At 44.7% G+C, this 24892-nt stretch carries 22 protein-coding genes and 1 pseudogene; 5 read left to right on the forward strand and 18 right to left on the reverse strand.

Going from position 1 to position 24892, the window contains the following annotated elements:
* From NFI81_RS11905 to NFI81_RS11965, 13 genes are all read right to left on the reverse strand, one after another.
* Entirely contained in the window at window positions 1–3381 is a 3381-nt protein-coding gene (locus NFI81_RS11905; RefSeq protein WP_234612217.1) for a baseplate J/gp47 family protein, read from the reverse strand.
* Window positions 3378–3791, reverse strand: coding sequence for a gp25 family contractile injection system sheath assembly initiator (locus NFI81_RS11910; protein ID WP_234612216.1), 414 nt, complete (start codon window positions 3789–3791; stop codon window positions 3378–3380). The genes NFI81_RS11905 and NFI81_RS11910 overlap by 4 nt, the downstream gene beginning before the upstream one ends.
* Before the next feature lies 1 nt (window position 3792).
* Window positions 3793–4071, reverse strand: coding sequence for a PAAR domain-containing contractile injection system baseplate protein (locus NFI81_RS11915; protein ID WP_234612215.1), 279 nt, complete (start codon window positions 4069–4071; stop codon window positions 3793–3795).
* Window positions 4072–4074: 3 nt separating this feature from the next.
* Window positions 4075–5832, reverse strand: coding sequence for a type VI secretion system tip protein VgrG (gene vgrG, locus NFI81_RS11920; protein WP_234612214.1), 1758 nt, complete (start codon window positions 5830–5832; stop codon window positions 4075–4077).
* Between the two features lie 3 nt (window positions 5833–5835).
* Window positions 5836–6627: a CIS tube protein gene (locus tag NFI81_RS11925; protein ID WP_234612213.1), complete on the reverse strand. Its 792-nt coding sequence runs from the start codon at window positions 6625–6627 to the stop codon at window positions 5836–5838.
* Window positions 6628–6637: 10 nt separating this feature from the next.
* Window positions 6638–6793 (reverse strand): DUF5908 family protein, encoded by a 156-nt coding sequence (locus NFI81_RS11930; RefSeq protein WP_234612212.1) that lies wholly within the window; start codon window positions 6791–6793, stop codon window positions 6638–6640.
* Between the two features lie 2 nt (window positions 6794–6795).
* Entirely contained in the window at window positions 6796–7266 is a 471-nt protein-coding gene (locus NFI81_RS11935) for a phage tail protein (RefSeq protein WP_234612211.1), read from the reverse strand.
* A 3-nt stretch (window positions 7267–7269) separates the two neighbouring features.
* Window positions 7270–7704, reverse strand: a complete 435-nt coding sequence (locus NFI81_RS11940; protein WP_234612210.1) for a phage tail protein — start codon at window positions 7702–7704, stop codon at window positions 7270–7272.
* Window positions 7705–7740: 36 nt separating this feature from the next.
* Window positions 7741–9192 carry a contractile injection system sheath protein gene (locus NFI81_RS11945; protein ID WP_234612209.1) on the reverse strand — a complete coding sequence of 484 codons (1452 nt, stop codon included), beginning with the start codon at window positions 9190–9192 and terminating at the stop codon, window positions 7741–7743.
* A gap of 27 nt (window positions 9193–9219) precedes the next feature.
* Window positions 9220–10938 carry a phage tail sheath family protein gene (locus tag NFI81_RS11950; protein ID WP_234612208.1) on the reverse strand — a complete coding sequence of 573 codons (1719 nt, stop codon included), beginning with the start codon at window positions 10936–10938 and terminating at the stop codon, window positions 9220–9222.
* An 11-nt stretch (window positions 10939–10949) separates the two neighbouring features.
* Window positions 10950–12080 carry a hypothetical protein gene (locus NFI81_RS11955; protein ID WP_234612207.1) on the reverse strand — a complete coding sequence of 377 codons (1131 nt, stop codon included), beginning with the start codon at window positions 12078–12080 and terminating at the stop codon, window positions 10950–10952.
* Window positions 12077–12685, reverse strand: a complete 609-nt coding sequence (locus tag NFI81_RS11960) for a contractile injection system cap protein (RefSeq protein ID WP_234612206.1) — start codon at window positions 12683–12685, stop codon at window positions 12077–12079. The genes NFI81_RS11955 and NFI81_RS11960 overlap by 4 nt, the downstream gene beginning before the upstream one ends.
* A 1195-nt stretch (window positions 12686–13880) precedes the next feature.
* Window positions 13881–15032 (reverse strand): cupin domain-containing protein, encoded by a 1152-nt coding sequence (locus tag NFI81_RS11965; RefSeq protein WP_234612205.1) that lies wholly within the window; start codon window positions 15030–15032, stop codon window positions 13881–13883.
* Between the two features lie 1526 nt (window positions 15033–16558).
* Here NFI81_RS11965 and NFI81_RS11970 point away from each other — a divergent pair.
* Together NFI81_RS11970 and NFI81_RS11975 are read left to right on the forward strand one after the other, a co-directional pair.
* Window positions 16559–17248: a hypothetical protein gene (locus NFI81_RS11970; RefSeq protein ID WP_234612204.1), complete on the forward strand. Its 690-nt coding sequence runs from the start codon at window positions 16559–16561 to the stop codon at window positions 17246–17248.
* Window positions 17249–17256: 8 nt separating this feature from the next.
* A complete protein-coding gene (locus NFI81_RS11975; RefSeq protein WP_234612203.1) occupies window positions 17257–19011 on the forward strand; it encodes a hypothetical protein in 1755 nt (584 codons plus the stop codon).
* Window positions 19012–19471: 460 nt separating this feature from the next.
* Here NFI81_RS11975 and NFI81_RS26395 read toward each other — a convergent pair whose 3' ends face one another.
* From NFI81_RS26395 to NFI81_RS11980, 3 genes are all read right to left on the reverse strand, one after another.
* Window positions 19472–19600, reverse strand: a complete 129-nt coding sequence (locus NFI81_RS26395; RefSeq protein ID WP_255717349.1) for a hypothetical protein — start codon at window positions 19598–19600, stop codon at window positions 19472–19474.
* Window positions 19597–19722 (reverse strand): hypothetical protein, encoded by a 126-nt coding sequence (locus NFI81_RS26400; protein ID WP_255717348.1) that lies wholly within the window; start codon window positions 19720–19722, stop codon window positions 19597–19599. The genes NFI81_RS26395 and NFI81_RS26400 overlap by 4 nt, the downstream gene beginning before the upstream one ends.
* A 354-nt stretch (window positions 19723–20076) precedes the next feature.
* Window positions 20077–20514: an RrF2 family transcriptional regulator gene (locus NFI81_RS11980; RefSeq protein WP_234612202.1), complete on the reverse strand. Its 438-nt coding sequence runs from the start codon at window positions 20512–20514 to the stop codon at window positions 20077–20079.
* 104 nt (window positions 20515–20618) lie between these two features.
* Between NFI81_RS11980 and hmpA the strand changes: the two genes are divergently transcribed.
* The 3 genes from hmpA (at window position 20619) to NFI81_RS11995 (ending at window position 23339) form a co-directional block, all read left to right on the forward strand.
* Complete coding sequence (hmpA, locus tag NFI81_RS11985; protein ID WP_234612201.1) at window positions 20619–21824, forward strand: NO-inducible flavohemoprotein; 1206 nt, start codon at window positions 20619–20621, stop codon at window positions 21822–21824.
* A gap of 109 nt (window positions 21825–21933) precedes the next feature.
* Window positions 21934–22383: a cupin domain-containing protein gene (locus NFI81_RS11990; protein WP_234612200.1), complete on the forward strand. Its 450-nt coding sequence runs from the start codon at window positions 21934–21936 to the stop codon at window positions 22381–22383.
* Between the two features lie 62 nt (window positions 22384–22445).
* A complete protein-coding gene (locus NFI81_RS11995) occupies window positions 22446–23339 on the forward strand; it encodes a dihydrodipicolinate synthase family protein (RefSeq protein ID WP_234612199.1) in 894 nt (297 codons plus the stop codon).
* 53 nt (window positions 23340–23392) lie between these two features.
* Here NFI81_RS11995 and NFI81_RS26550 read toward each other — a convergent pair whose 3' ends face one another.
* Window positions 23393–23686: a catalase-related domain-containing protein gene (locus tag NFI81_RS26550; RefSeq protein ID WP_275976854.1), complete on the reverse strand. Its 294-nt coding sequence runs from the start codon at window positions 23684–23686 to the stop codon at window positions 23393–23395.
* Window positions 23687–23740: 54 nt separating this feature from the next.
* Window positions 23741–24892: pseudogene (locus tag NFI81_RS12000) on the reverse strand (catalase); the annotation flags it as partial.

Here is a 24892-nt window from a genome sequence, read left to right on the forward strand (position 1 = left end):
CTATGTGTCAAAAGCTTCTTCCATGTCCGAACCTTCCGTTGAAGTGATGTCGATTGTGGCCGGAACCTCATTGTCCGCACATTCACAATCATCCGTTTCCAAAATTGTGATCAGATGATCACCGTAGGTATCAATCGACCCCACAGACCCCAATAGCGATACGCCCGTGCTGCCTTTAGCCTCCGCCACCCGGGTTCTGGACAGGATCACTCCGTCTACAGGGTTTTTGATGATGTGGTAAAGTTCAAAACAGGTTAAGTAATCCACGTAGCTGAGCTTTTCCACAAAGTGCAAAATCACGGAGCTGTGGATTTCGCCTGCAAAACTGAAAGCCTCAGGGCTTTGAAATGCCCACGGAGAAAGAAAGGCCTTCAAATCATCTTCCAGTTTTTTGGCATAAAGGGATCGGTCCATTCCAGCCAAAAATTTGACATTGGCTTTGACCTGAAGCTCCTCATAGACCGGATTAACCACATGGAGATAAATACCGGCTGAGCATATTTTCAGGACGAATTCCCGAACCCGAGCAATGAGGGCAACACTCGCCTTTGGCCGGAGCGGGTCGATCGCATTTTTGTTTTGGACGTTGGCAACCAGCACTACCGTCACATGACGCGGCGCCAAAGCCCGGTAATTTTCCAGGTTCCCGTTGTATTCTGTGTGATTCAGGGTTTTGACCTGATAGATTTCAGAAAAATATTCCAGTACCAGGTGCTCATAATCCCACCGTGTGATGGTCCGCTGTTTATGCCTGAGACGCTCGGAAATTCTGGTGTAAAAATCCTCCGAAGCTTCCTGGGTTTTGCCTCCGAACGAAGCGAAAGGCTGATCTATTTTGCTGACCTGCGCTTGCGATATTTTGAGTTTAGCAATGGTCTTTGCTGGCAGTGCGGCCGCAAGCCGGTTGGGGTCATTTCCCTGATCCTCAAAAGTCACCCGGATCGCTTGTGCGAGTATATGTGTAAAATCCGGTACTGCGTCACTATTTTCAGCGACTGTCGCAAGTATCCAGGTCATTCCATCCTCCAGAATAGTATGCGAAGTATCCGCGTATCTTGGCATGGTAAATCCTACCAGCCCTGTTTGGATCAGTCCGTTGGTTTCGTCCAAAACCAGATCAAGCTTATTAAAAGTCTTCCAAACATTTCCGCTCAAATAACTCCACCCTACGGTTGGGACTGCTTTTTCAGGATTGGCACTTCCGTCCAGCACGTGAATCAGCAATTGCACCGACTGTCCGGGAAGGTGGTCTTTCAAACCGATGAATAAATAGCCATCATGTGAGTAATCTGGCAACAAAAGTCCGGGGTTAACCTCCTGTTTGGCCTCACCAAAAGCTCCGATATGAAAAAATGAGTTCCAATTACTTTTACCAGGAATGAAGGAATCCGTTGCTGTATAATCTAACTTGACACTCTTAACTTCTGGTGTATAAGGTTCGTTTGGGAGGACTGTATCAGTCTCACCAATCTTTAGAATTACCTGTGAGGCAAATAAGTTGGGATATTCTTTGTGACCAAAGTCTGATCCGTGTAAACTCAATTTGATGAATCCTCTTTTTGAAGCTGGCGACCAGGTCGAAAAATCTTCCAATTCAGGCTCTGATGGAATTGTTCCAAGATCAATGTTCGTTAATCGGTATGTTTGATTCGCTGCGGGAGCAGACAACCCCGAGAATAGGCGGATCGTCTTTTTAGAATTTCCCCAGGATCTATCATCCAGAAAATAGGCTTTCGCTTCGAAGGACGCATTTGATTTATTGCCTGAATACCCCGTGTAATATCCCTTAAATCCTTCTGCGTCAGTAGGAAGGCCGTGCCATTCAAAATGGATGACCAGATCGTTCAGACTTTTGCTGAATACCTCTCGACTTCCTATATAAAAATTGGATCCCAAAACTGGTCTGAAACCAAAGGGATTGATGTTTTTCCCGACAGGTAATGTAGTCTGATCATTTTGTAAAATAAGATTTTCCACTCCCTTTACACTCACATCGATTTTTACAGACAATAGTTCAATAACCTGTAAAACCGCATATGCATAGCTTTGAAGTGTATCTGCCAGCTCTATTTTCATTACAGGCTGACTGGAACTGAATTTTTGCAGCAGAATCTCTTTGCTGTATCCGACTACGGCATCCTGATCCGGAATCAGATGACATTTGAGGATGAGTTCAATGCCATTGGCTCCCAAATCTTTTAATTCATGTTTTTGGGTTTGAAAACTGAAAAGAAGGTCTGCTATTTTGTCCGGACCCATTCCCCGCACAGAGTCGACCTGATCGAGGTGGGTAAATCTATTGCGAGGTAATGAATTCCTTTTACTCAGGATATTTTTTGCAGTGACTTCTCCAATATCATAACCCATGAAAGGCCTGTGGAATCCTATCTCAGGGTTGTCGAATACAGGCCCTGCCTGGGGTTCGAGCCCGGCGATATCCTGCCAAACATTGGCTCTGTTTAGAAAGTCAAGCACCTGATCATCAATCTCCTCCTCATTGGTGGGAAATCCTACCGTTGCTTCGATCCATTCCTTTTCTCCGCTTAGAAGAAATCGAAATGTCGAATTCAGGTGCAGGCTCTTCAGTTTTTCGAGAAGCCCAGGTTGCTGTCTGAGAAGTAATGTCAGCGTGATCTTCCTGTCTCCTTCCTCCAAAACCAAAGCAGGTGAAGAGATTGCAAATCCCAGGATCGCTGATTGCCGGTCAGAGTCAGGAAAAAGAGTTTCCGGCCGTCCGAAAGGATTCCATCGGCCGTCCGCATGAAGAATTTGGGCACCCTTTCCATCGGCAGAGTTGGCAACCGGGGATTTGTAAAACCTTCCATTTCGGTCCCTGAAAAGCGCTTTTAGGGAAGCAACCTCAGTTTTGTTGATGACTTGGTCACTTTGGTTTTTGAAAGTGATTTCTTTGCCAATGTCATCCTTTCCGGCTTTGAATGTTGAATTTTTTGGCAAAAGATGCTCAGCAACGTGTTTAGCCAACTGAATAATCAGGTAAGCCTGATCTGCCTCTGCGGACTTTTCATTTAATCGGAGTACGTCCCGATAGAAAAAATCCAGATGTTTTTTAGTCAGGCCGTTCAAGTCTGTCTGAGCGAGCACGTAATTCTGGAGGAAAGCCAGAAATAGCGCGAAATGCGGATCGGTCCGCTGATCAGGGACAATTCCTTTGTCGAAAAATGACAGCCAATCCCCTTCCCATGTGTCTGTGGTGGTCCGGAATCTGAGCTGTGCTGCCAAGCCTTTAGCAAAAGCCTTCAAGTCCTCAATCTTTCGCCCATCCACAGCCACATAACCAGGCAGCAGACTTTCGAGGAGTCTGTTCCCGCGGTTTGTTCCGCTTCCGGGTATTTGGGTGCTATGGCAGCTGTCAGTGCTCATTTGGATACGTCAGTAGCCTCGATAAAGAGGTATGGATAAACCAGATTCTGGCGATTATTGGTAGCGATAATGAAATAGCTGATCAGAACTTCGATCCGGCCTTCCTCGAAATCCGGCTTCATGTCAATCTCATCCACTTTTACGCGGGGTTCGTGAAAAAGAATCGCCCGCTTGATCCGGTTGATAATCATGGTAGCCGTGGTCACGTTAAGTGCTTCAAAAAGTAAATCCTCCATATTTGCCCCATACTCAGGCCGAAGTACCCGCTCTCCAATGGTCGTGTTGAGCAGAATAATCAGACTTTGGAGAATATCTTCCTCGTTTTCAACAAGGCTGACCTGACTGGAATCCCGGAGGAATGTCACTGGGAAGGCCCAGCCGCGTCCTAGAAATGTATTTTTCTCAGTCATGTTATCCAATGATTACGGTGGGTTCTCCTACAACTGCGGCGGCTCCGCAGACACAAATATCTCCTACCCGCACAGACGGCATCCCTCCGATCAAAACTGTCGCGCTGCCTTGTATAAACGGGCTGGCGGTCGGCTGATGACCACTTGGAGGCAATGAGCAAATGTGGTTGTCACCAAGAACTGCGGCAGGCATTCCGCCGATCAGAACAGTTGCAACTCCGGGACCGATCACCGTTCCTCCATGATTGGTAGTGTCTGTGACTCTGACTGCTGCTGGCATAGTTTAGTTGATTTGCACAATTGAGCCTTTCACTTTGGTACTTGCAGAGGAAGAAAACTCGGCACCCGCACCTCCCTCAGCCTTCATTTGAGCCGAAGCCTTTATTTCGATATTTGCTCCTTCGATTTTTACGTCCCCGGATGCTTTTAAGATAATGTCTTTCGCAGATTCAAGCGAAATTCCTTTTGCATTCAGGGTTACTTTATTGCCGTTTTCATCTTCCAGGAGAATACTTCCCTCATCATCACTCAGGGTAACTTTATTTCCCTTGGGAGTTTTGATCGTGACGAACTTTTTTTCATCATCAAAGACAAGCTTTAGCTGGCTCCGCGTCACTATTCCTTTTTGATGATTGTCATCATTTTGAGTAAAAGGAGCTGGTTTGGCAGAGCTGAATAGTTTTCCGAGAATGACCGGATCTCTTGGATCTTCATTGATAAAGCCAACAATAACTTCATCGCCGATCTCAGGCATAAAGAATATTCCCCTGGCATTATCTCCCTCGCCGGCATCCGGCGCAGCCGTTCGCGCCCACGTTCCTTCTGAGCCAGGATCAATCACAGGGATAAAAATCCTGACCCGGTGCTCTCCTAATGGATCGTCCAAACTGGTGACCACTCCGATATGAAGTCCTTGAATGGCAGGAACCAAGCCAGCTGCCGGCACATCCAAAACGTCATCGTACAGGCTGGAAAGGAATTTTGAATCCAGACCTAAACCGAGATGGGTAAACCATTTTCTGTTTGGTGAAATCTCATGGTAAACAGAGGAAACAAAAGCCTTTCCATTGAAACGGTCTCCAAATCCTGCCAACGACACCATGTCACCGGGCTTAATTGTGTTGTCTCCCAAAATCTTGACCTGACCCTGGATTTTAGATAAGCGACTTCGCATAAGCGTCGCATCTGCCCAAGCCTGCAATTCCTGGTCATCCAGGCCTCCGCTGTGCTGAAGCCGAAAATCACTGAGCCCGATCACATCTGCCAAATCAGAACCGCTCAGATTACTCTGGAAATCCATGCCCGGGTCACTGCCTTCTACTTCTTTGAGCTCCTGGCTGGCCAGGTCCCAGCTTATGCTTTTACTGGATGAATATTGTGTCCTGGCGTCAATTTCGGCCTGGAACTCAACGACATTGGTTCCATATTGAAGTTCCAGTCTAGCATCTGCACTGGTTTCTGGTTTTAGCATCCGAACTTTCCCGTCTTCAATCAGGGAAATCTTTCCATTCACTTCGGCCCTGGTAACGATGAAATCCCAATCCGTGACATAATACTGAACCATCTCCGGATGGGTAGCCGTGGTGGCTTCAATATCTGATGACAGGCCAGTGTATGAGCCAATTATTTCTTCAATAATTTCAGAATCTTTCGATTCAAAAAAGTATTTATTTTTGCGCCCCACGGTCATTTTTACAACCGGGTCCTTCAAATCTATTGTAAGCTTTGATGCTTTTTCTGTTACTTCCAGTCCATGTCGGATGATAATTCCTTTGAAAACGGATTCTTCGAAATTGTTGTACCCTGCACGGATTTCTACCTCTTTCCCAGGAATGAAAAGATCTCCCCCGCTTAATTCAAAATCTGCCTCTGCTACGTCGCCATCATATAAAACCAACCGGGCTGAGGGAATTTTGTTGATGGCTTTTTGGACAGAAATCATAGCAACACCCACAGAAGCAGGCAACTCTGTACCATCAGAAAAAATCTTATAGGTAGCAAGGCTGGGATTCGTTTCGGTGCTGGTTGCGACAAGTGGCATACTTTAGGATTTCGCTATGGGTGGAAAAAAGACCTCTTGCCCAACTTCCAGCTTACGGAAGTTTCGGAGCTTGTTAACCTCAGCTACCTTCAGATAAAATTCGGGAGAGCCATATATTCGCAAACACATGATGGGAAGGGTGTCACCTGCTTTTACCACTCTTATGTGAGTAAGATCCGGTGAGGTACGTCCCGCTTCGGCCGCCTGTTCCTGACGGGAAACGGACTGATCGAAATTTGCAGAAACAGTTGCTCGGATCGGAAGTCCGGCTGAATTGAAAAGCTTGTAGTTGACAGTGGCTCCACTCAGGACACCCCGAAACTGGAACGCTCCCCAATTGATCTGTAAATAATTAGGCTTATGGGTATCCGACTGGATATTCTGTGTGATATCCAAAAACTTTCTGATTGCCCGGTCTACGTGTTTATCCTCATTGATCAGGTCAATTGCCGAAACCTTGTTTCCACTAATCTGGTCAAGATTCGGCTTGTTGCTTCCCAGGTAGTTCAGGTTAATATCGCCGGGAACATCTTTACCGGGAGGCGATGCGGCAGTTGCATCAAATAGAAATTCAAACGTAACGCTGTCGGACTCCAGTGTTCTGAATTGGTACTGTTTCCCATCGGTTAACCCTTCCTCAGGAATCCACTTGGACTTGAATTCCTGACTGAAAGCTGTAGGATTATACATCACCACAAAAGTCTCCTTGGATGTCTCATAGGTGTCATCCGTGAAAGCGGTGATTTTCATTTTTTCCAGCCCTCCTAAAGGAGAAAAGATATCTTTCAGTGCCATGCGCTAAAAATTAACGTTCGTTTTTTTCCTTGATCAATCTGGTCAGTTCCCGGATTCCCAAAAGGATAGATTCCGTCCCCGGTGCAGGTTTAGATGCACCGGTTGGCTTTTCTTCCGCTGCATCTACCGTGGTGCGGATAATCAATTCTTTAATTTCTATAGGCATAATCAGATTGGTAAAACGTCGCCTGGTGAAATTCTCCGAAAATATTGATAGGCAAATTCAATAGATTCAATCATCAGTGTGTTTTCCATAGCGTTGAGGCCCTCGATACTCCATTTGACAGGCCAGGCATTAATGAAATTCCATGCTTGCAGTGGGATATGGTCCTCATTCAGCAAAACCACCGTGATGTCATGGGCTTCAAACTGGAATCCCTCCACGGAATCTTTGAACCATTTCACAGCCTGGGTTCCACTTAGCATGCCTCTTTTCATCGTGAGGTTTGGGTAAGTGACAGGTCCGGGCATACGGTGTTTGAATCTGTTTTCTCCTCCTTCGGCATACTCTTCCACGCCAATTTCCACACTCAATCCTCCAACTTCCTGAAATCCGATATCAGGCAGGCCGGGATACTTCGTTAGAAGACCTTCGAGCCGAACAATAAAATGAAACCCGGTAGGCGGATGAAAAATCATGAGTTAGGGAGTTTCGATAGCCAATCCTTCGTGACAGAGCTCAATGGTCTCGATCGCTACCTCATTACCGGTTGAATTGAGTGTCGGACCTTCCACTTTGCATGGCCATGCTTCCTTCACTTTCCAGACCATAACCGGCTCGTGCTCCTCATTAAGCAAACTGATCGTAAGATCTCTCCGCTCGATTTTGTTCATCTTGACGGTATTCAGCCATTGAAAAAACTCATTGTCAGCCCGGAACACACCCCTTTTGAGGACAATATTGCTGAATTGTGGAATACCAGGCATTTTGGTCACATGGTATTCAAGCGAGCTGCCTTCTCTGTAGTCAATTGACTGGAGCTCAATGGTAAGTCCTGAAACCTCCGTAAAGCCGATGCGCGTACCGCCCCATTCTACCTGAAAATGAAAGACGGCTATTGGATATGCTACTGCCATGATGTGCTGGATTTTAAAATTGTCAGTTATAAAGATTTAGGCTTCCTGAAGCTTGTGAGAGAATTTCAGTATGATGAACTCTGCTGGCCTAACTGCTGCAAGGCCGATTTCGACATTCATAATGCCTTCAAGAATATCCTGAGAAGTCATCGTGATTCCAAGACCGATCCTCACAAAGAACGCCTCTTCGGGTTTGGCTCCCGCGAGCGCACCATCTCTCCAAAGTTTGGTCAGGAAGTTTTCGATCATCGTTTTTACACGCAGCCAGGTGTTGGCATCATTGGGCTCGAAAACCACGAATTCGGTCGCTTTTTGAACGGATTCCTCGATGAAAATGAAAAGTCGGCGGACAGGCACATAGCGCCATTCATTGTCATTGCCGGCAAGCGTTCTCGCTCCCCAAACCAACGTTCCTTTACCCGTAAACGACCTTATTACATTGATCGATTTGCCCGAGGAGGCATCCACGTTTAAGGAAGCCTGTTGTTCATGCGATACCTTCAAGGCTGGACCAATCACAGAGCGGATGTCGACATTGGCAGGAGCTTTCCATACCCCTCTTTGACTGTCGACACGGGCGTACACACCAGCGATAGCTCCGGATGGGGGGACGGTGATATAAAGTTTACTGATTTCTGAAAGTATCGCCCGATGTAAACTGGGATCCTCTGACGAAAGCGCAGTTAAGTTCGAGGCGTTGGCAGCATTTGTTATGGCCGGATTCGGGGTACCTGTGCCAATATATCTATTGGTTTGGATGATTGTAACCGACGAAGAATCATATCCAAAGTTCAAGGCACTTTTTAAATTGGGATAATAAGCGGCTCCATATTTCAAATCACCCGAGCCAATGCCTGTATTACGGAAGTTTTCACCATCAGCAAAAGGATCCGAGGTATTGACTTTCACATCCATAATTACAAATCGGTCTTTCAGCTTTTCACATTGGGCTAAGGCGGCTTCATATACCGATTTCCCATTTGCAAGTGTTAGGTCGTCCGGAAAAAGGATCAGCGTCGGCTCGTCCACTTTTTCTAATGCGGCCAACCCTCCTAAAAGACTTGTCGCGGTAGTGCTGTCACCGACTGCTGGCGGTGTGGTGAAATCATTTACCGAGATGATATAGCATGGGCCTCCGCCATTGTCAAAGAAGAGCCTTAGGCTGTAGTACATTTTGTAAGCACTCGGATTTGCAGGAGCATTGGCTTTGACGATCCTGGAACTCAATTTGGCGGGTTGGCCGTCTTCACCTGTATAAGTATCCTGGATATCAATGGAAATGGCTTCCGGATTGGCGAAGCCAAAAATCGATTCGTAGTCCAGCATGGAGGTAATCCGGGTTGGGATCCCTCTAACTGATTCTCCGTTTTTTGAAGCCAGCGCGGTATGCCCGATAAAAGCCGGTATGGCGGTATCGACTGCTGCTATTGAAGCCGGAAGCGTTGAAATTTCTTTGATGTAAACACCCGGTGTGGCGTAAGTTGACATAAGAATTGCGTTTTGGGTTAATAGGACTTAGGATTCCTGAAGCTTATGTGAAAATTTCAGGATGATGAACTCTGTCGGCCTCACAGCCGCCAGACCGATTTCTACATTCATTCTGCCTTCCAGAATGTCCAGGGCCGTCATGGTTTGCCCCAGCCCGATCCTCACAAAAAATGCCTCTTCTGATTTTGCACCTGCAAGCGCTCCTTCCCTCCAGAGATTGGACAGGAAATTTTCGACCATGGTCTTTACCCGAAGCCAGGTATTGGCATCATTAGGCTCAAACACCACGAATTCGGTCGCTTTTTTGACGGATTCTTCAATGAAAATATACAGCCTGCGGACAGGGATAAATTTCCACTCGTTGTCATTTCCGGCCAAGGTCCTTGCACCCCAAACCAGGGTTCCTTTTCCCTGAAAAAAACGGATAACATTGATTGACTTCCCTGACGTCGCATCTACATTCAATATTCCCTGTTCTTCCGGGCTTACGGAAATAGTCGGGCGTTCGACAGATCTGAGATCCACATTGGCAGGAGCTTTCCATACCCCCCTTTGACTGTCGATCCGCGCATACACTCCGGCCATACTTGCTGATGGATACAAATCCATCAGCTTACTTTTAAGACTCGCAATGATCGTATTATAAAGTGTTTTGTCCGGAGGGGCCAATGAAAAAGTGCCATTACCGGAGGCGCTTCCGCCAGCATTCCCCCCAGAATCATTATAGGTAAGGACAGTTGCTGCCCCTGCTTCTCTCGGAAGAGTTGACACCAGGATGATTTTCTCAGCCTGACGGTTTGCAGTATATGAAGGATCAGCAGCGTTCTGAATCGCAGCTAGAAGTGCCTGCGCGGTTGTGGCAGGCCCGTCACCCTTAATAAATTCTGCGCCTTCGGTGAACGTTTTCCCTCCGATCGTAAAACCATCTCCGCTGATATTTGTATTGTTGATGATTCTGATCGTGGCAGCAGCGAATATCGGCCCTCCATCGATCCTGGATATGGGCAGATCATTGAAGGGTCCCAAACCTGCTCCGCCTCGGTTATCTGTTACCGTTAGTGAATTGGGATTAAAGTTCCGGAAGAGTATTGTTCTGAGTCCCGGGTAGTAGCTGGCACCGTACTTAAGATCCGAGTTTCCAACTTCGGCCCTGAAGTCAGCTCCGTCCTCTGCAACAGTCTGATTGGCATAATGCAAAGCATCCATCAGCGCAAAACGATCCTGAAGTTTAGCACATTGGGCAAGCATTTGATCGTGAAGGGTTTTACGGTTGACGTCAGAAAGCATGGCAGCCTCCGGGATTACCAGCAGGGTTGGTTCATCCTCCTCCTCCAACACTTTCAATCCCCCCAGTAAGTCATTAACATCGATATCATCTCCGGTAGGTGTATCCACAAAATCGCCCACCGAAACAATCCAACAAGGCCCTCCCCCATTTGAAAAATACATATATACCTGGTAGGTCATCAGGTATTGGGAAAAGTTGGCCGGGTCCGTTATGGCAACCGTCGGACCATCGGTGATTGTAATCGTGTAGTTTTCGAAAAAAGATTCCCCAAAAATTTCCTTGTATTCCAGATAGGAAGTTACCCTTACAGGGATGTTTACCTCAAAGGTCTCGCCATTTCTGAGTCGCTGCGCAGTATAGCCCACGAAGGCCGGAATGGCAGTAGCTACCGGTACGATGGATGCGGGAAGGGTGGATATTTCCTGGATGTACACCCCGGGGGTTTTGAATTCTGCCATATCAGTTGGGATCAAATGAATACATAGATTTCTGAGATTTCTTCACCGGGACTGGTTTTGATTGCGCCGGATCGGGATGGATTGGGTAAATGGCTTAATAGAACCCGATTTCCTGGCTTTCTTCTTAGTTCCAGGTTTAGTTTGGGAATTTCGAAAAATGGAATCGGCACCTGAGACTTAAATATCACTGTCTCTGAGTTATTTACTTTGACATCTGCATTTGGCGCAGCGCCCATCCGTTCAAAATCGTAGGTGGCATAAGGAGAGTCCTGAGGATTGCCTTTATCCAAAATTGAAAGTCCGGCGGTCCCCAAATCCACTTTTTTATTTTGGCTTACGATGATATAGGTCCATTTCGTAGCCTTCCGTTTCAGGTCTATCGCATAGTATTCTCTTCCCCCATACAAGTGATCCGGATCGGGTCGGTAAGAAATTTTCATCACCCCCAAAGCAGATTTTACCTCCGGGTCTTGAGTCAGGAAATATTCCTTCGTCCACAAATCGGCCGTATCCGCTTCATTTCTTAAGATAAGTGTATAGTTTCCCTCTTGTTTTCCTTTTAAATCAAGCGAAATAAAAAACTCTCCACGATCATCTGATGCCAGTTCTAGGTCCAACGGCAATAGATCCCCATTCTTATCCCGTCCGGAAGGGATTTTTGTACCCAATGCATCCTTTACCTGAAAAATTACTTTTGCCGGAGCCGGATCAAGATTCAGCCGGGTAATAAATGTTTTTTGCCTTGTCCCATCCCAAATATCCAGTTCAATTTTTTCCGGAGTGTCCTGGTCTATTGATGCACCCGCAGGTGAATTTTGAAAAGCCAAAAAATCGCCTGAACCATATATTCTATCACCTTTTCTCAACTCTGTGACTGCAAGAAACTGAGGAGAATTTGTGCTTTGAAAAAAAAAGTAGAAATCAACAGGAGGAACTAAAGCAACTTCCGGGCTCGTACGATCACCTTCTGCATGGTAAAGGACAATGACACCCTGTGAGGTTTCTTTCCAGAGCATCCGGCCTTTCCTGAGTGTTTCCTGTGTTTCCCGGGTCGGAATCAATTTCAATCCCTTTGCAATCCCCTCACGGAAATAGTCATGAAGCACACTCACTTCGAAAAGCCGGCTGTAGATGATATTCATGATTTGTGAATTGAAGAAATAAAAATCTGCTCGATCGGCTCCCCGCTTTCCTGAATCGCATTCTCCTGAATTCTTAGTGTTTTCACCTTATACAGCACACTTGGCAGATATTTGGCGCCTACGACGGTCCAGAAATTATAAAGCTGCTCGAAGGAATAGCTATACAATTCCACCACGATTTTGGTTAAATTGGTGTCAAATCCAGATAGTGCTGGGCTATTTTCCGGCGTAAAGACATTTTTACCTTGGAAAAACGCGATCGCGTAGCTCAGCTGCTTCAGGCCCTCCAAATAATCATCGGAGCTGTTACCTGCCAATTTGTTCTGAAAATTGGCTGTGATTAACACATACAAGTTGAGCTGAATCTCAGGGTTTCGCTTTTCGACTTTCCCCACAGCATTGATAAAGCGGCTTTGCTGGTCTTTATTCGTACGCTCCTCCTCGATATTTATGAGAGAAAGTCCTAGAGCCTGATCAGGAATGGCAATGCCTTGTTCATTAGTAACTCCGGATAGGAATATCCTCGTAGTGAGAGGATCTCCCACCTTCAACTTAATGAATGCATCGAGCTCCTGTGTCAAAAAATCCAAGGTAGAGTGAATCATAGCGAGGCAAGTTTAACGGATCAGGTATCTGAGTAAATGGTGGAACGCCGAAAAATTAAAATCTAAGACTTCCGTTGCTTTGACATTTCATTACTAATCACTAGAAATAAAATAACTGAATTTCGCAAGAAAAAAATCAGTAATTAAAAAAGTATAAGATTATACTTCTAATTCAACTAAAAATCATTTCAGACAACTAACGCTATTCTAGCTAACGGTACCAATTTCGAAAAGCCAAGCCTTTGGATCCAATATTTCACTGAGAAATTTTTAAAAACACGATCTAAGCAAATACAATATTGTTATTTATATCAATTTCCATACTCTGATAATGCCTCAACAATCATATTTATGGAAGACAAATTTCATGGTAATTCTTTCAGCGGGAAATAGGTTATTTTAATTCATACTTCTAGAATCGGCAACAGTTAGTTAACACAGAAACCTTTATAATGTTTCTGACGTAGAGCATTATAAAGGAATAAGACAGATTTCGCAGCATTCTATTTACCATATTTTAAATGTCAACGATATGCTGCTTCAATACACAATCCTTTTAGTAATGTTAAATACTAAAAGGATTTATATACAATAATAAGATATTATATAAAAAAATAAGCATATCCACAGCAATACTTAGTAAACGGTAAAATGGATTAGAATTTCTTATTAATTATTGTTCTTTAAAAGTCTTTATAGGCTTGTAAATGCTATTTTGTCCCACCAATTGACTCTAATAAATCACTTGCATTTTTCTTTCGATGTTGAGATAAATACCTTGCTCTAAATTTTCTTGGATGTGTTTGTACTATTTCCGATTTGGTATTTATATGGAAACTTGCTAAATACGTTTAATTTAGAAACTCTGCCGATGTCAAAAACTAACATGTGGAAGATAGTCGATTTTAAAAGTAAACTCCGAAAACACTATATGTAACATTATTTATCATTAGATCCAAAGGGTTTGCCACGTGCTCTTCATGTCTCTTCAAATTAAAAAAAGGTAATAAAATCAGGAATTCTCTTTTCAAAAAATATAAAGAACGGCGAGACAGAAACTAAATAAAATATCAGCTTCAGAAGTCAGGATTGAAATATAGGGCCATTTTGATATCGTTACTTATGCATCAATATCTATGAAAGAATCTAGGAAGTCAGCTTGTAAAGTCAGGCTTTGCCAACAAGCAGTCTCATACTATTTTCTAAAACGCGCATCAGGTTCGATCGTCCGCCAATAGTCGTTGACCTTAATGGCTTCATCGCTGCCTGGCCAAGGCGGCATTGTTACGATTAATATTTTGAGCGAATCGGCTCCGGTATTGCGAAATTGAAATTTTGTATGAGTGGGTATAGTAAGGCTGGCTCCAGGTGAAATCCTGTTAACTGTGGCAACTTTGTTATGCTCACGCCAAATTTCCCCCTCTCCTTGCAGAATATACCATATCTCAACCACTGTTCTGTGCTGAACAGCGCTCGATACTCCCTTGGGGAGAAGAACGCAATGCGCCAAACTACCGCTGGCCATCGCCGATAATAATCTGATCTCAGAGCCGTCTGGTGCGAGATAGTCATAATTTGTTTTTAAGGAAATCGTTTTAACTGTATCCGCATCATACTTGGCAGTAAGGCTTGCATAGATCACGATGCAAACTATCAGGTAAACCGCGGGGCCCACTGTTACCAGTATAATTTTTTGAGATTTGTTAAATTTTTTATCCACGTCGATCTCTTCCGGATTAACCTTGAGAGGTTTTTCGCTTCTCTTTTCCTTTGATCCAAACCTAATCCTATACGCTAAAAAAAAGGTTAAAAGTCCAGTTGATACCATGAATCCCACGGTGAGCGCTATTTCGAAATTAATTAACAAATAACTTCCGATACAATAATCAAAAATAAATAAGGGAGCGCAGACACCCAGCACATAAAACCACGAGAGGTTTGTAGTTATGGATCCCGTGTTAACATTAGCAACCATAACATGACGTATGCGTGGTAGCCAAATATACCTTTCCTCTATTTTTAAACCTTCAGTGAAGGCCGCATTCAACAATCGCTGGTATACGCATAGATCAATGATCCAAAGGAGCAGTATACCAACACTACCTGCGATGCCAATTCCCGCAGTATACAAAAGCCATGGTTCAATGCGATTGGCTAAAACAAAACCTATCCCACCAAAAACAGCTAGGAGCCAAGTTGATGCCATTGTTTTATAGGTTCCTGTCAATGTATTGAAGTGGCGTTCTTGCTCACCAATTTCTTTAATCAGTTCAACAATTCTGTTTGTATCATCAAGATCAACACAGGGTGGCTTGATTTGGTCGTGGTCCTGGACGACAGAAGTCATATATCAAATGTTAAGTTGAATCGAGTTATAAAATAATAAGCTTTTCGATGTTCATATAGATACTCACCATAACTTCCGATTATGTAAAATTTGAATCAAAGGTTTTAAATACTTCGGCTCAGCTACTAGTGGCTCCCTCTCACCATTTCCATTTGCTTTATGTCGAAATCCGCTTCCATGATAAGATTCTGGTGGCGTACATACTATTTAAGCCCTATTCTTTTAAATTGAAAAATTGGTCTTATGGTTACAGACTTATCTACACTCCTACTATCCCAATATTTAAGTTTCGATTCACATTGGCTAGAAGCCCCGTCTCGATTAGTTTAAAATTTGACTTTCCGAAAATTTCGAATTTCTAAATCAAAATGTTTTAATATGGAGCAGGCTACAGTTGAATATTGGTTTGAACTACAAAGGGCTTGGATACGGCACTTTTACGATAAGAAAATTTGCTACAAGTGCATTGACATATGGCGTAATTCAATCACACACGGCCCGAACATTTTTACTAATAATTCTACGATAAACCAAAATTACTTATAACATCCACAACAATTTGTAAGACTTGTTTTTTGGCTTTAATTCCTGAATTATGACATGTAACGGTGACCACCTATTTGTTCTACATTTGAGGCAATCTATTTGGTAACAATCTATTGGCGAAGGCTCCGCAAGAAATTGTTCCACTCAAGTTCTAATTTGGCAACGAAGTGGGCATGTCGTTGAATTTGACATTGATGTCAACAATAATTTCTGAATGAATTTTCCAATTCTATTTGAAATCAGTAAACAAACTATTCAACCACTCAAGAGTAGTAAAAAAAACACTACAAACAATAATGAACTGAATATCTCTAGTTTACGGCAACAAATTAAACCAATGATCAATTTGATGAGTAATCTATTCTGACAATTTATGCCGAAAATATTCAGATACGAAGAGCTGAAGAAAATAGGAGCCGAAGAAATATTGAGTCCTCTCTGGAGGCAATATAGTAAAATTCCTCTTGCATTGTTCGGTTGGAACCGCTCACAAATACTATTGTTCGGCGAACTTTTTGCCCTAGTCTTGGTATGATGGATGTCCTCGATTTTCGGATACAGCCAACAATCATGTTGCACACTTACGCCGCAATATCCCGTACCACGTATAAGTATCCCGGAACGACAGACAGTTCTTCACTAAAAATAAATTTTCTTTTGATCTCTTACTCAGAAGCCTTTCCAAACAGACCAAATGAAAACAAAATATAGGTAAAGCTTGATGTTATTGACAGATTTACCCAGCGGTATTCTCATTTCTTTACTGAGTCGCAAATTTGGGAAAGTTTACATACCTACCCCACCAACACTAATCGGAAGTGTGGAAGCTACCGAATCTGGTAAAAAGCATTTAACACGATTGTTCCGGCATTATTAAGATATTCCTGTTTGAAGCTTTGTTCCGCAAAATAAGTTTTTAGCTCCATTGTGCTAAAAATCAGTAAATTACGAGATACCTCCAATTCGATTTACAACGACTAATGGAAGATAAAACTGACAAAAGCAATTCGGGGCGCGAGCAGTTGGCAAAAGACCTCTTTTCCTGGCAGAACCGACTAATGCCGTGGATGATTCTCCTACCCAGCTTGCTGATTCTGATTTTTGTTTATTTGTCAACGGTTCAACTAAATAATTTCAGCAAGGAGATCAACAATTACAAATCTTCCGAACTGGACAAGGTTTTCGTCAATAAAAGCGATAGTTCTCTGCATCGTTTAGTTACAGAATCGCCTGAACTATCGAAGCTTTACTTATTGGCAAAAATGGAGGAACAGCTAATGAATAAACGGTATTCTCAGGGTGGGGTACTCCTGATCTCCCGACTTTATACCAAATACCTCGGGTTCTTCACTGGGATGATACTTGCCATCGTCGGGGCCGTCTTTATCATTTCCAAACTCAGTGAAGAACAGTCTTCACTGACGGCATCAGGTACCAATGCCAGCCTTTCACTGGTATCCACTTCTCCTGGTATCATATTCGCCGTACTCGGCACAGTGCTCATGCTTTCCACAATTTTGTCGCAAACCGAAATCCAGATTACCGACGCCGCAACGTATTTGAACGGCCCTGCAACCACGCCAATCAATATAAATGTAAAGCCTAACACGCCGGCTGACACAACGAACATGGATAGCCTGATGAAATATTCAACACCGGAAAACCCTTAGCAATTACCATGAGAATGTTACTTTTCATTTTTCTGGCTCACTCGGCTACCGCATTTGCCCAGAATACAAATGATTGGAGAAGGTATGACGATCTACTCCGGCAGGGAAAGTTTGACAGGGTTTATGCGGAATGTAAAGCAAACCTGAATGAACCTTACGGAAAGACATCTTACCTGAATCATTATTATATCGGTCAAAGTCTGTGCGGCAAGGGTTACGTTAAGCAAGGCATAGTTTGGTATCAGTATATCAGACAGAAATTTCCTATTGACAGGAATTTCGCGTTTCAACTCACGCAATCGATTAGCAAATGCGGCAGTAACCTGACGGCTCCTGCGGGCACCACGGTGACTGTTATTATTAACAATTCTGTAACGCCCTCCGGAGTTACCGGCGGTGTCAGGGGCAAGAGTGGATTTCAAATGGATTGCGACAAGGACACCTTTGAAAACTATGAAAAATTGAGGACAAACGACACCTTATCGCGAAGGGTTTTCCCAAAAACCAAAAGAGCAGAAGCACTTGCCAGTCTTCGTCGATTTTTGCCCGACAATCTTTATAAAATTGACACAGCGGGCAGATTTATGCTCGTCTATTCGCATTCAACGGAAGGCAGCGCAAAAGTGCAGGAGGTTGCAGCAAGCCTCGAAAGCGCTTATCATTTTTTTGTAAAAAAATACAGATTAAAAGACATCGATAAACTATTTACTGTCTACCTGGTTGACGACAAATACTCTTTGGGAAAACTCGCAAAAAGGGTTCATGACATTACCATTGCGAGAGGGAACATTGGATATTCTTCATTAAATGACCTGAGTTTGCTAGGAATTGCCAACACCAAGGAAGCCGGGACAATGGTTCATGAACTATTTCATCTGATGATACGATCGGACATTGGCGACATTTCACCTTGGCTCGACGAAGGCATTGCTTGCATGTACTCCGTCTATGATCGAAATGGCAACGATTTGATGGGTTCCTACAACACATGGCGTGTCACACATTTCAGGATGCTGATCAATCTGACGTCCCAGGGGAAGATACACGTTCCATCGTTGGACCAGCTAGTGAACTACACTTGGAACGAGTATCAAGGTGAAACGTACAATAGTTTTTGCGATGCGTCTGTCAACTATGCGCTGTCCAATTTTTTCGCTCTGTACTTACAATATAAAAATCGGGATAACGATGTTATCCAGGCGTTTAAAAACAGGCATTCTTCGAGCAAAGACACGCTTTCACCAGGACCAACAGATATTGCACTCCTTGAAGATGTCTTTGGCATGCCGATGAATAGGATAACAGATGATTTTTATCAATTCTTGGAAAGACGCTACAAAATCAACATGGCAGACCTACTGAAAAAGCGGCCAACCTATGCTAATTCCGACTTGCCGGCCCGCTTTCAAACTCTGCTTGACTCTGTGGAGGTTGAACTGGCTTTCCTCTCTAAATCTCGCAACACCACTGCGACAAAGGAGTTGAAAGCGCTGACGGAGGAAAAGACGCTGCTGTTCAGGGCAGTTGCAAGCAGGCAGCGGCAGCTTACCGAACACCGGGAAGAAGTAATCGGGCTGTTGTCCCAAAGCAGCTCCTCCGAAAACAGGTCCAGTGACTACAGGAAGGAGTATGAAGAACAATCGATATCACTTGCGCAAGAAGAAAAGGAGTACGAATTCTTTTTGACCAAAGCAGAAAAGCAGTCTATCGAATTGATAGCCAAGCTGAAAAGTAAACGCCAATCTTACCTAGGGCAACCATAACAAACTATTGGCAACTCTTCCGTCTAACCTACAATTGGAAGGTCAGATCGTCTCTGCCGAAATATCAATTGCGGGATTCTTCGCTATCCTCTACTTGCATATCCATATTTAGCCTTGATGGATACCATTTTTATGGTCTCTATCAAGTACTTTCAGCGGGAACTCATCGGCTTGTAAATATTTCTGAACGAGAACCAGCAGTTTTAAGAGCTCCCGTAATGGGGAAAGATGTTACCAGCCTTTCATGATCCAATCAGAGGCTGTGGAAGCAGGAACATTTATTCCTAACCGTCTGTGTCGATCTGCCGGTGCAGGGGAAGGCTAAAAACATACTTGTCTACAACGATTTGGGAGATGACTGCTTCGGATGGGATGCTCTTTTCGATTACACGATCTGGATGTAACCCGGTTATAATGCCCTCGACAATGGCACGAGCATATCTATAAAGGATATAACCCTTCACAAAAACTCTGCTGGGACCACGTCTACGACCTCTGTGATCTCTTCTTCGATTAAAATGCAGCCGGTAACATCCTTAATAGTTTCAATAATGATAATCTCTCCGCGCAGGTTCTCAGGAAGTATCATTCTCCCGGTGCCCTTTTCACGTTTTTTGCAAAAGCTTTTTCTTTGGTAACATCAGCTGCCTGCTCTGATAGCTCTTCTTGTTGCTGCTGGGCATTTCCCAGTTCAAACAGATCAATGTTCAAACAGATCAATCTGGTTTACATCTGTGTGTATGAGCTCCTGCCAGAAATTTAGACTGTTGAAAGTAGAATTTCCGGTGTTTCTTTGCCAAGTCCCTCGTGTAGGTTTCGAAAACAAGACTCACTACTTAAAACACTAAGCTTTTTTCCATGGTGCAGCAACATATCCAGGAAAATGCTCACCGAATTGCTCACCAACACTAGCTTATTTTTAGGATGACTCCTCAACACTTACACTGACAATCAACTAGTTAAATGCCGTAAAACAGAAATAGCGGAGGAAACACCTCCGCTGTAACTGATTGAATATTAATAACTTATATATCCCGCAGAGAGATTGAGAATGCCCTAATTAAGCTATTTCTTCAAGGAAAGCATGCCTGCCAGTAGTTCCTGATTAAACGCTCCTATGTTTGTGGTATAAAGCAGATCCTTAATTTGGTCGCGGATTGCCTTGAACTGGTCATGGAGTGGGCATGGGTTGATTTCTGAACATTGCTTTAAGCCCAATGCGCAGCCATAAAAAAGTCCATTCCCGTCCACCGCTTCTACAATGTCGCTGATGGGCTTCGATAGAGCATTATTTTCAATGTAAAAACCGCCATTAGGTCCCTTTGCTGAACTGATGATGCCTTTCCTGCTTAAATCCTGCAAGATTTTAGCCAGATACAGTTCGGGAGAATCTATCCCCGCTGCAATGTCTTTAATCCCTACCCTCTTGTCCAAAGCAGATTTGTGTGCGATATAAAGCACCGCCCTGATTGCATACTCGCACGTTTTTGAAAATATCGCCATCGTTGTAAGTCCAAATTTAAAAATAATAAAAGATATTCTTGTCCTTTAACGTTTTTAATTTAATTTTGGATAAAGGACAAAAAGGTATTTATATATTTATTGACATGACAAACGAACAAAAAGATCTCGTAAAGGCCACTGTGCCAGTTTTAAAAGCAAATGGCGTGGCGCTGACGACTTATTTTTATAACAGAATGCTCACAAAAAATCCCGAGCTCAGAAATGTATTCAATTCAGCAAACCAGCATACTGGGGCTCAGCCCACTGCGCTGGCAATGGCTGTGTTGGCATATGCAGAACATATCGACAACCCGCAGGTGCTTTCTCATGCCGTAAACCGGATCGCCAACAAACATGTAAGTCTCGACGTCAGACCCGAGCAGTATGCCATTGTGGGCAAGCATTTGCTGGCTTCCATTGGCGAGGTGCTTGGCGAGGCGGCAACACCTGAGCTGATAGATGCCTGGCTGGTCGCTTACCAGCAACTGGCAGGGATTATGTCGGGGGCAGAAGCTGATTTGTATAGCCAGTCCGCAGCAAAAGAAGGTGGATGGAGCGGGTGGCGGCCATTTGTGGTAAAACAAAAAGTGCAGGAGTCGGACGAGATCACTTCGTTCTATCTGCATCCTGCCGACCAGGGAAAAGTAGCCGGTTTTATTCCGGGACAATACATTACAGTGCGCTTGTTTGTGCCGGAGCTGCATGTTTTCCAGCCGCGGCAATACAGCATTTCCTGCGCTCCTAATGGCGAATATTACCGCATTTCCGTAAAAAAAGAGCATGGCAACCAGCAGCGGCCGGAAGGTTATGTCAGCAATCTACTGCACAACAGCATTCAGGAAGGTACGATGATTGAGGTGGCTGCGCCGTCAGGTGATTTTGTTCTTGATACTGAGAAAACGGATCCTATTGTATTCATCAGCGGCGGCGTTGGCGTCACTCCATTCATGAGTATGCTGGATTATCTGATTTCGGCCGGAAACAAAAGACCTGTTACGTGGATTCATGGATGCCGGGGTTACCGGGTGCATGCTTTTAAAGATCATGTGCGTGAACTTGGCGAAAAGCATGACGCAATGTCGGTTCACACTTTTTATGACAAGATTGAACAGCAAATTGAAGATGGTTATTATGAAGGTTTTGTGGATCTCAGTAAGGTGCAGCAAGCCATGCAACCCGATGCCCAATATTACATCTGCGGACCGGGCGCTTTTATCAAGAAACATTTTGACTATCTGAGTGCGCAGGGTGTTGCACGCGAGGCTATCCATTTTGAGGAATTTGGTCCAGCCACATTGGCTGTGGAATAATGGCCGAGAAGCTGGCCCAGGCATTTATCTTGATTCTGTACCATTCCGGCCGTCCATGGCTGCGATACTTTTGAATGCAATAATGCATGAAACGCAAAAGTTTTCAATCATGGATACGTTCAGTTCAAAAGATTTTCATCAGACATTTGCACGGCCACAGTTTCAAAAACCGGCCTATCTGATCCATAAGAATGTGGAAAACGCCGGAGAGCACAACCAGTTCTCAACAGAGCGCAAGCATCCTGTTTTCTTCGTGGATCTGCCCAGCAAAAATGTGAGCATGACCATCGGCGGCTTGTTACCAGGCCAGCTGACCAACAGGCACCGTCATACTTACGAAACGGTGCTATATGTTCTGGAAGGCAAAGGAATTACTGAAATCGAAGGTGAAAAAGTGGAATGGGAAAAGGGAGATGCCGTTTACATTCCTTCCTGGGCATGGCACAGACATCAAAACCTGAGTGATGCACAGCCGGCAAAGTACATTGCCTGCGAAAACGCGCCCCAGCTTCAAAATCTGGGCGTTGCGCTTCGCGAAGAAGAAGGAAGAGATCTTTAAAACCATTCAAATGAAGTCTTCATTCCGGAGACTTCATTTCACTTTTTTAACCATTGATAAAAATGAAAAATGCTCCATTCAAGGGGATCATCGCATACCCTATTACGCCATTTGACGAAAATGAAAGCGTAGATCTGCCCCTGTTCAAGACACTGGTTGAACGCCTCGTTGCATCCGGTTCGCACGGCATAGCGCCACTGGGAAGCACTGGCGTGCTGCCATACCTTACAGATCAGGAAAAAGAGGCCATTACCGAGGCTACGATCCAGCAAGTTGCGGGGCGCGTGCCGACTTTGGTCGGTGTGTCCAACCTTACCACCGAGCGGACGATTCATCATGCCAAGTTTGCCGAAAAAGCAGGCGCAACTGCGGTCATGATCATTCCAATGAGTTACTGGAAACTGACCGATGATGAGATAGTCAAGCATTATGATGCCGTCGCGTCCAAAATCTCCATTCCCATCATGGCATACAACAACCCGGCAACGGGCGGCGTCGATATGTCGCCTACCCTTTTGAAACGGTTGCTGGAAATTCCCAATGTAACCATGATCAAAGAAAGCACGGGTGATGTGCAGCGTATGCATTTGCTAAAAAGAGAACTGGGCGATGATGTGGCATTTTACAATGGCTCCAACCCGCTGGCGCTCGCCGCATTTGCCGCAGGCGCCGAAGGATGGTGCACCGCCGCACCCAATTTGATCCCCGAACTCAACCTGAGTCTATACGACGCAATTCAAAACAATGATCTGGCATCAGCTCAAATTCTTTTTCTCGAACAGTTGAATCTGCTCAGGTTCATCGTCGCCAAAGGCTTGCCCCGGGCCATTCAAGCAGGCTTAACAATTCTTGGAGAAAACGCAGGGCATTTGCGCGCACCACTGCAACCGCTTACGAAAATTGAAACCACAGAACTCAGCCACATTCTGGAAACCACAAAAGTGGTTTTCGACTGAAATGGTTAAACAAAAAAATCATCCCTGTTTTGAATAGGGATGATTTTTCTTTGCTATACGATCTGCATTTCCGAAAGCGGCTTCATTTCGTAACCCTGGTAATCACGGACTACCTCCATAAATAAGCCAAGCGCCTTTGCCACGCCCCGTCCGTATTCCGGGTCGGCCTGGTAGCAGTTACGAATGTGGCGGATTTGAATGAAATGCTGCGCGCCGCCAACTGCTTCTGCAGTGTTATCGAAAAGCGCTGTCTTTTGCTGTTCATTCATCAGACGGAACAGGTTCCCCGGTTGGCTGAAATAGTCGTTGTCTTCGCGGTGGTCCCAATGCGCCGCGTCTCCGGTTATTTTAAGCGGTGGCTCACTAAAATCCGGCTGCTGTTTCCACTGGCTGAAACTGTTAGGCTCATAAGACGTGGTACCGCCATAATTTCCATCTGTGCGCATCGCACCGTCGCGATGGTAAGAATGGTAAGGGCATTTAGGCGCATTCACAGGGATCTGGTGGTGGTTAACGCCTAACCTATAACGCTGCGCGTCGCCGTATGAAAAAAGCCGCCCCTGCAACATCCTATCTGGCGAAAAACCGATCCCCGGAACCACAGAAGCGGGATTAAACGCAGCTTGTTCGACTTCTGCAAAATAGTTGGATGGATTTCGATTCAATGTCAGCTCGCCGACTGGAATGAGTGGAAAGTCAGCATGTGGCCACACCTTGGTCAAATCGAAAGGATTGATGTGGTAGCTGTAAGCATCGGCTTCTTCCATGATTTGCACATACATGGTCCATTTCGGGAAGTTACCCGCTTCAATGTTGTCAAAAAGATCACGCTGATGGCTTTCTCTGTCATTTCCAACCAAATCAGCTGCTTCACGGTTCGTCAGGTTTTGAATGCCCTGTTGTGTTTTCAAATGAAATTTGACTCAGTAACGCTTTTGGTCACCACTGATAAAACTGAATGTATGACTGCCAAAACCGTCCATATGCCGGTAACTTTTTGGCAAACCGCGGTCGCTCATCACGACCGTTACCTGATGTAATGCTTCCGGCAAAAGTGTCCAGAAATCCCAGTTATTATCGGCGCTACGCAGATTAGTCCTCGGATCGCGTTTAACGGCATGGTTCAGATCCGGAAATTTCAGTGGGTCACGAAGAAAGAAAACCGGCGTATTGTTCCCTACCAAGTCCCAGATGCCTTGATTGGTATAAAATTTCATCGCAAAACCACGAATGTCCCTTTCTGCATCAGCCGCGCCGCGCTCGCCAGCAACGGTAGAAAACCGTACAAACACTTGTGTTTCTTTGCCAAGCTCTGAGAAAAGATCCGCTTTGGTAAACCTGGTAATGTCATGTGTCACCTTGAAAACCCCGTAAGCGCCAGATCCTTTTGCATGCATGCGGCGCTCAGGGATCACTTCTCGATCGAAGTGGGCCATCTTCTCTAAAAACCATGTGTCTTGCAGAAGTGCCGGCCCCCGCTTGCCTGCGGTCATGATGTTTTGGTTGTCCGGCACGGGCGCACCGGTCCGATTGGTCAATTGGTTGTTGTCCAT

Source organism: Dyadobacter fanqingshengii (assembly GCF_023822005.2).
Taxonomy (GTDB): domain Bacteria; phylum Bacteroidota; class Bacteroidia; order Cytophagales; family Spirosomataceae; genus Dyadobacter; species Dyadobacter fanqingshengii.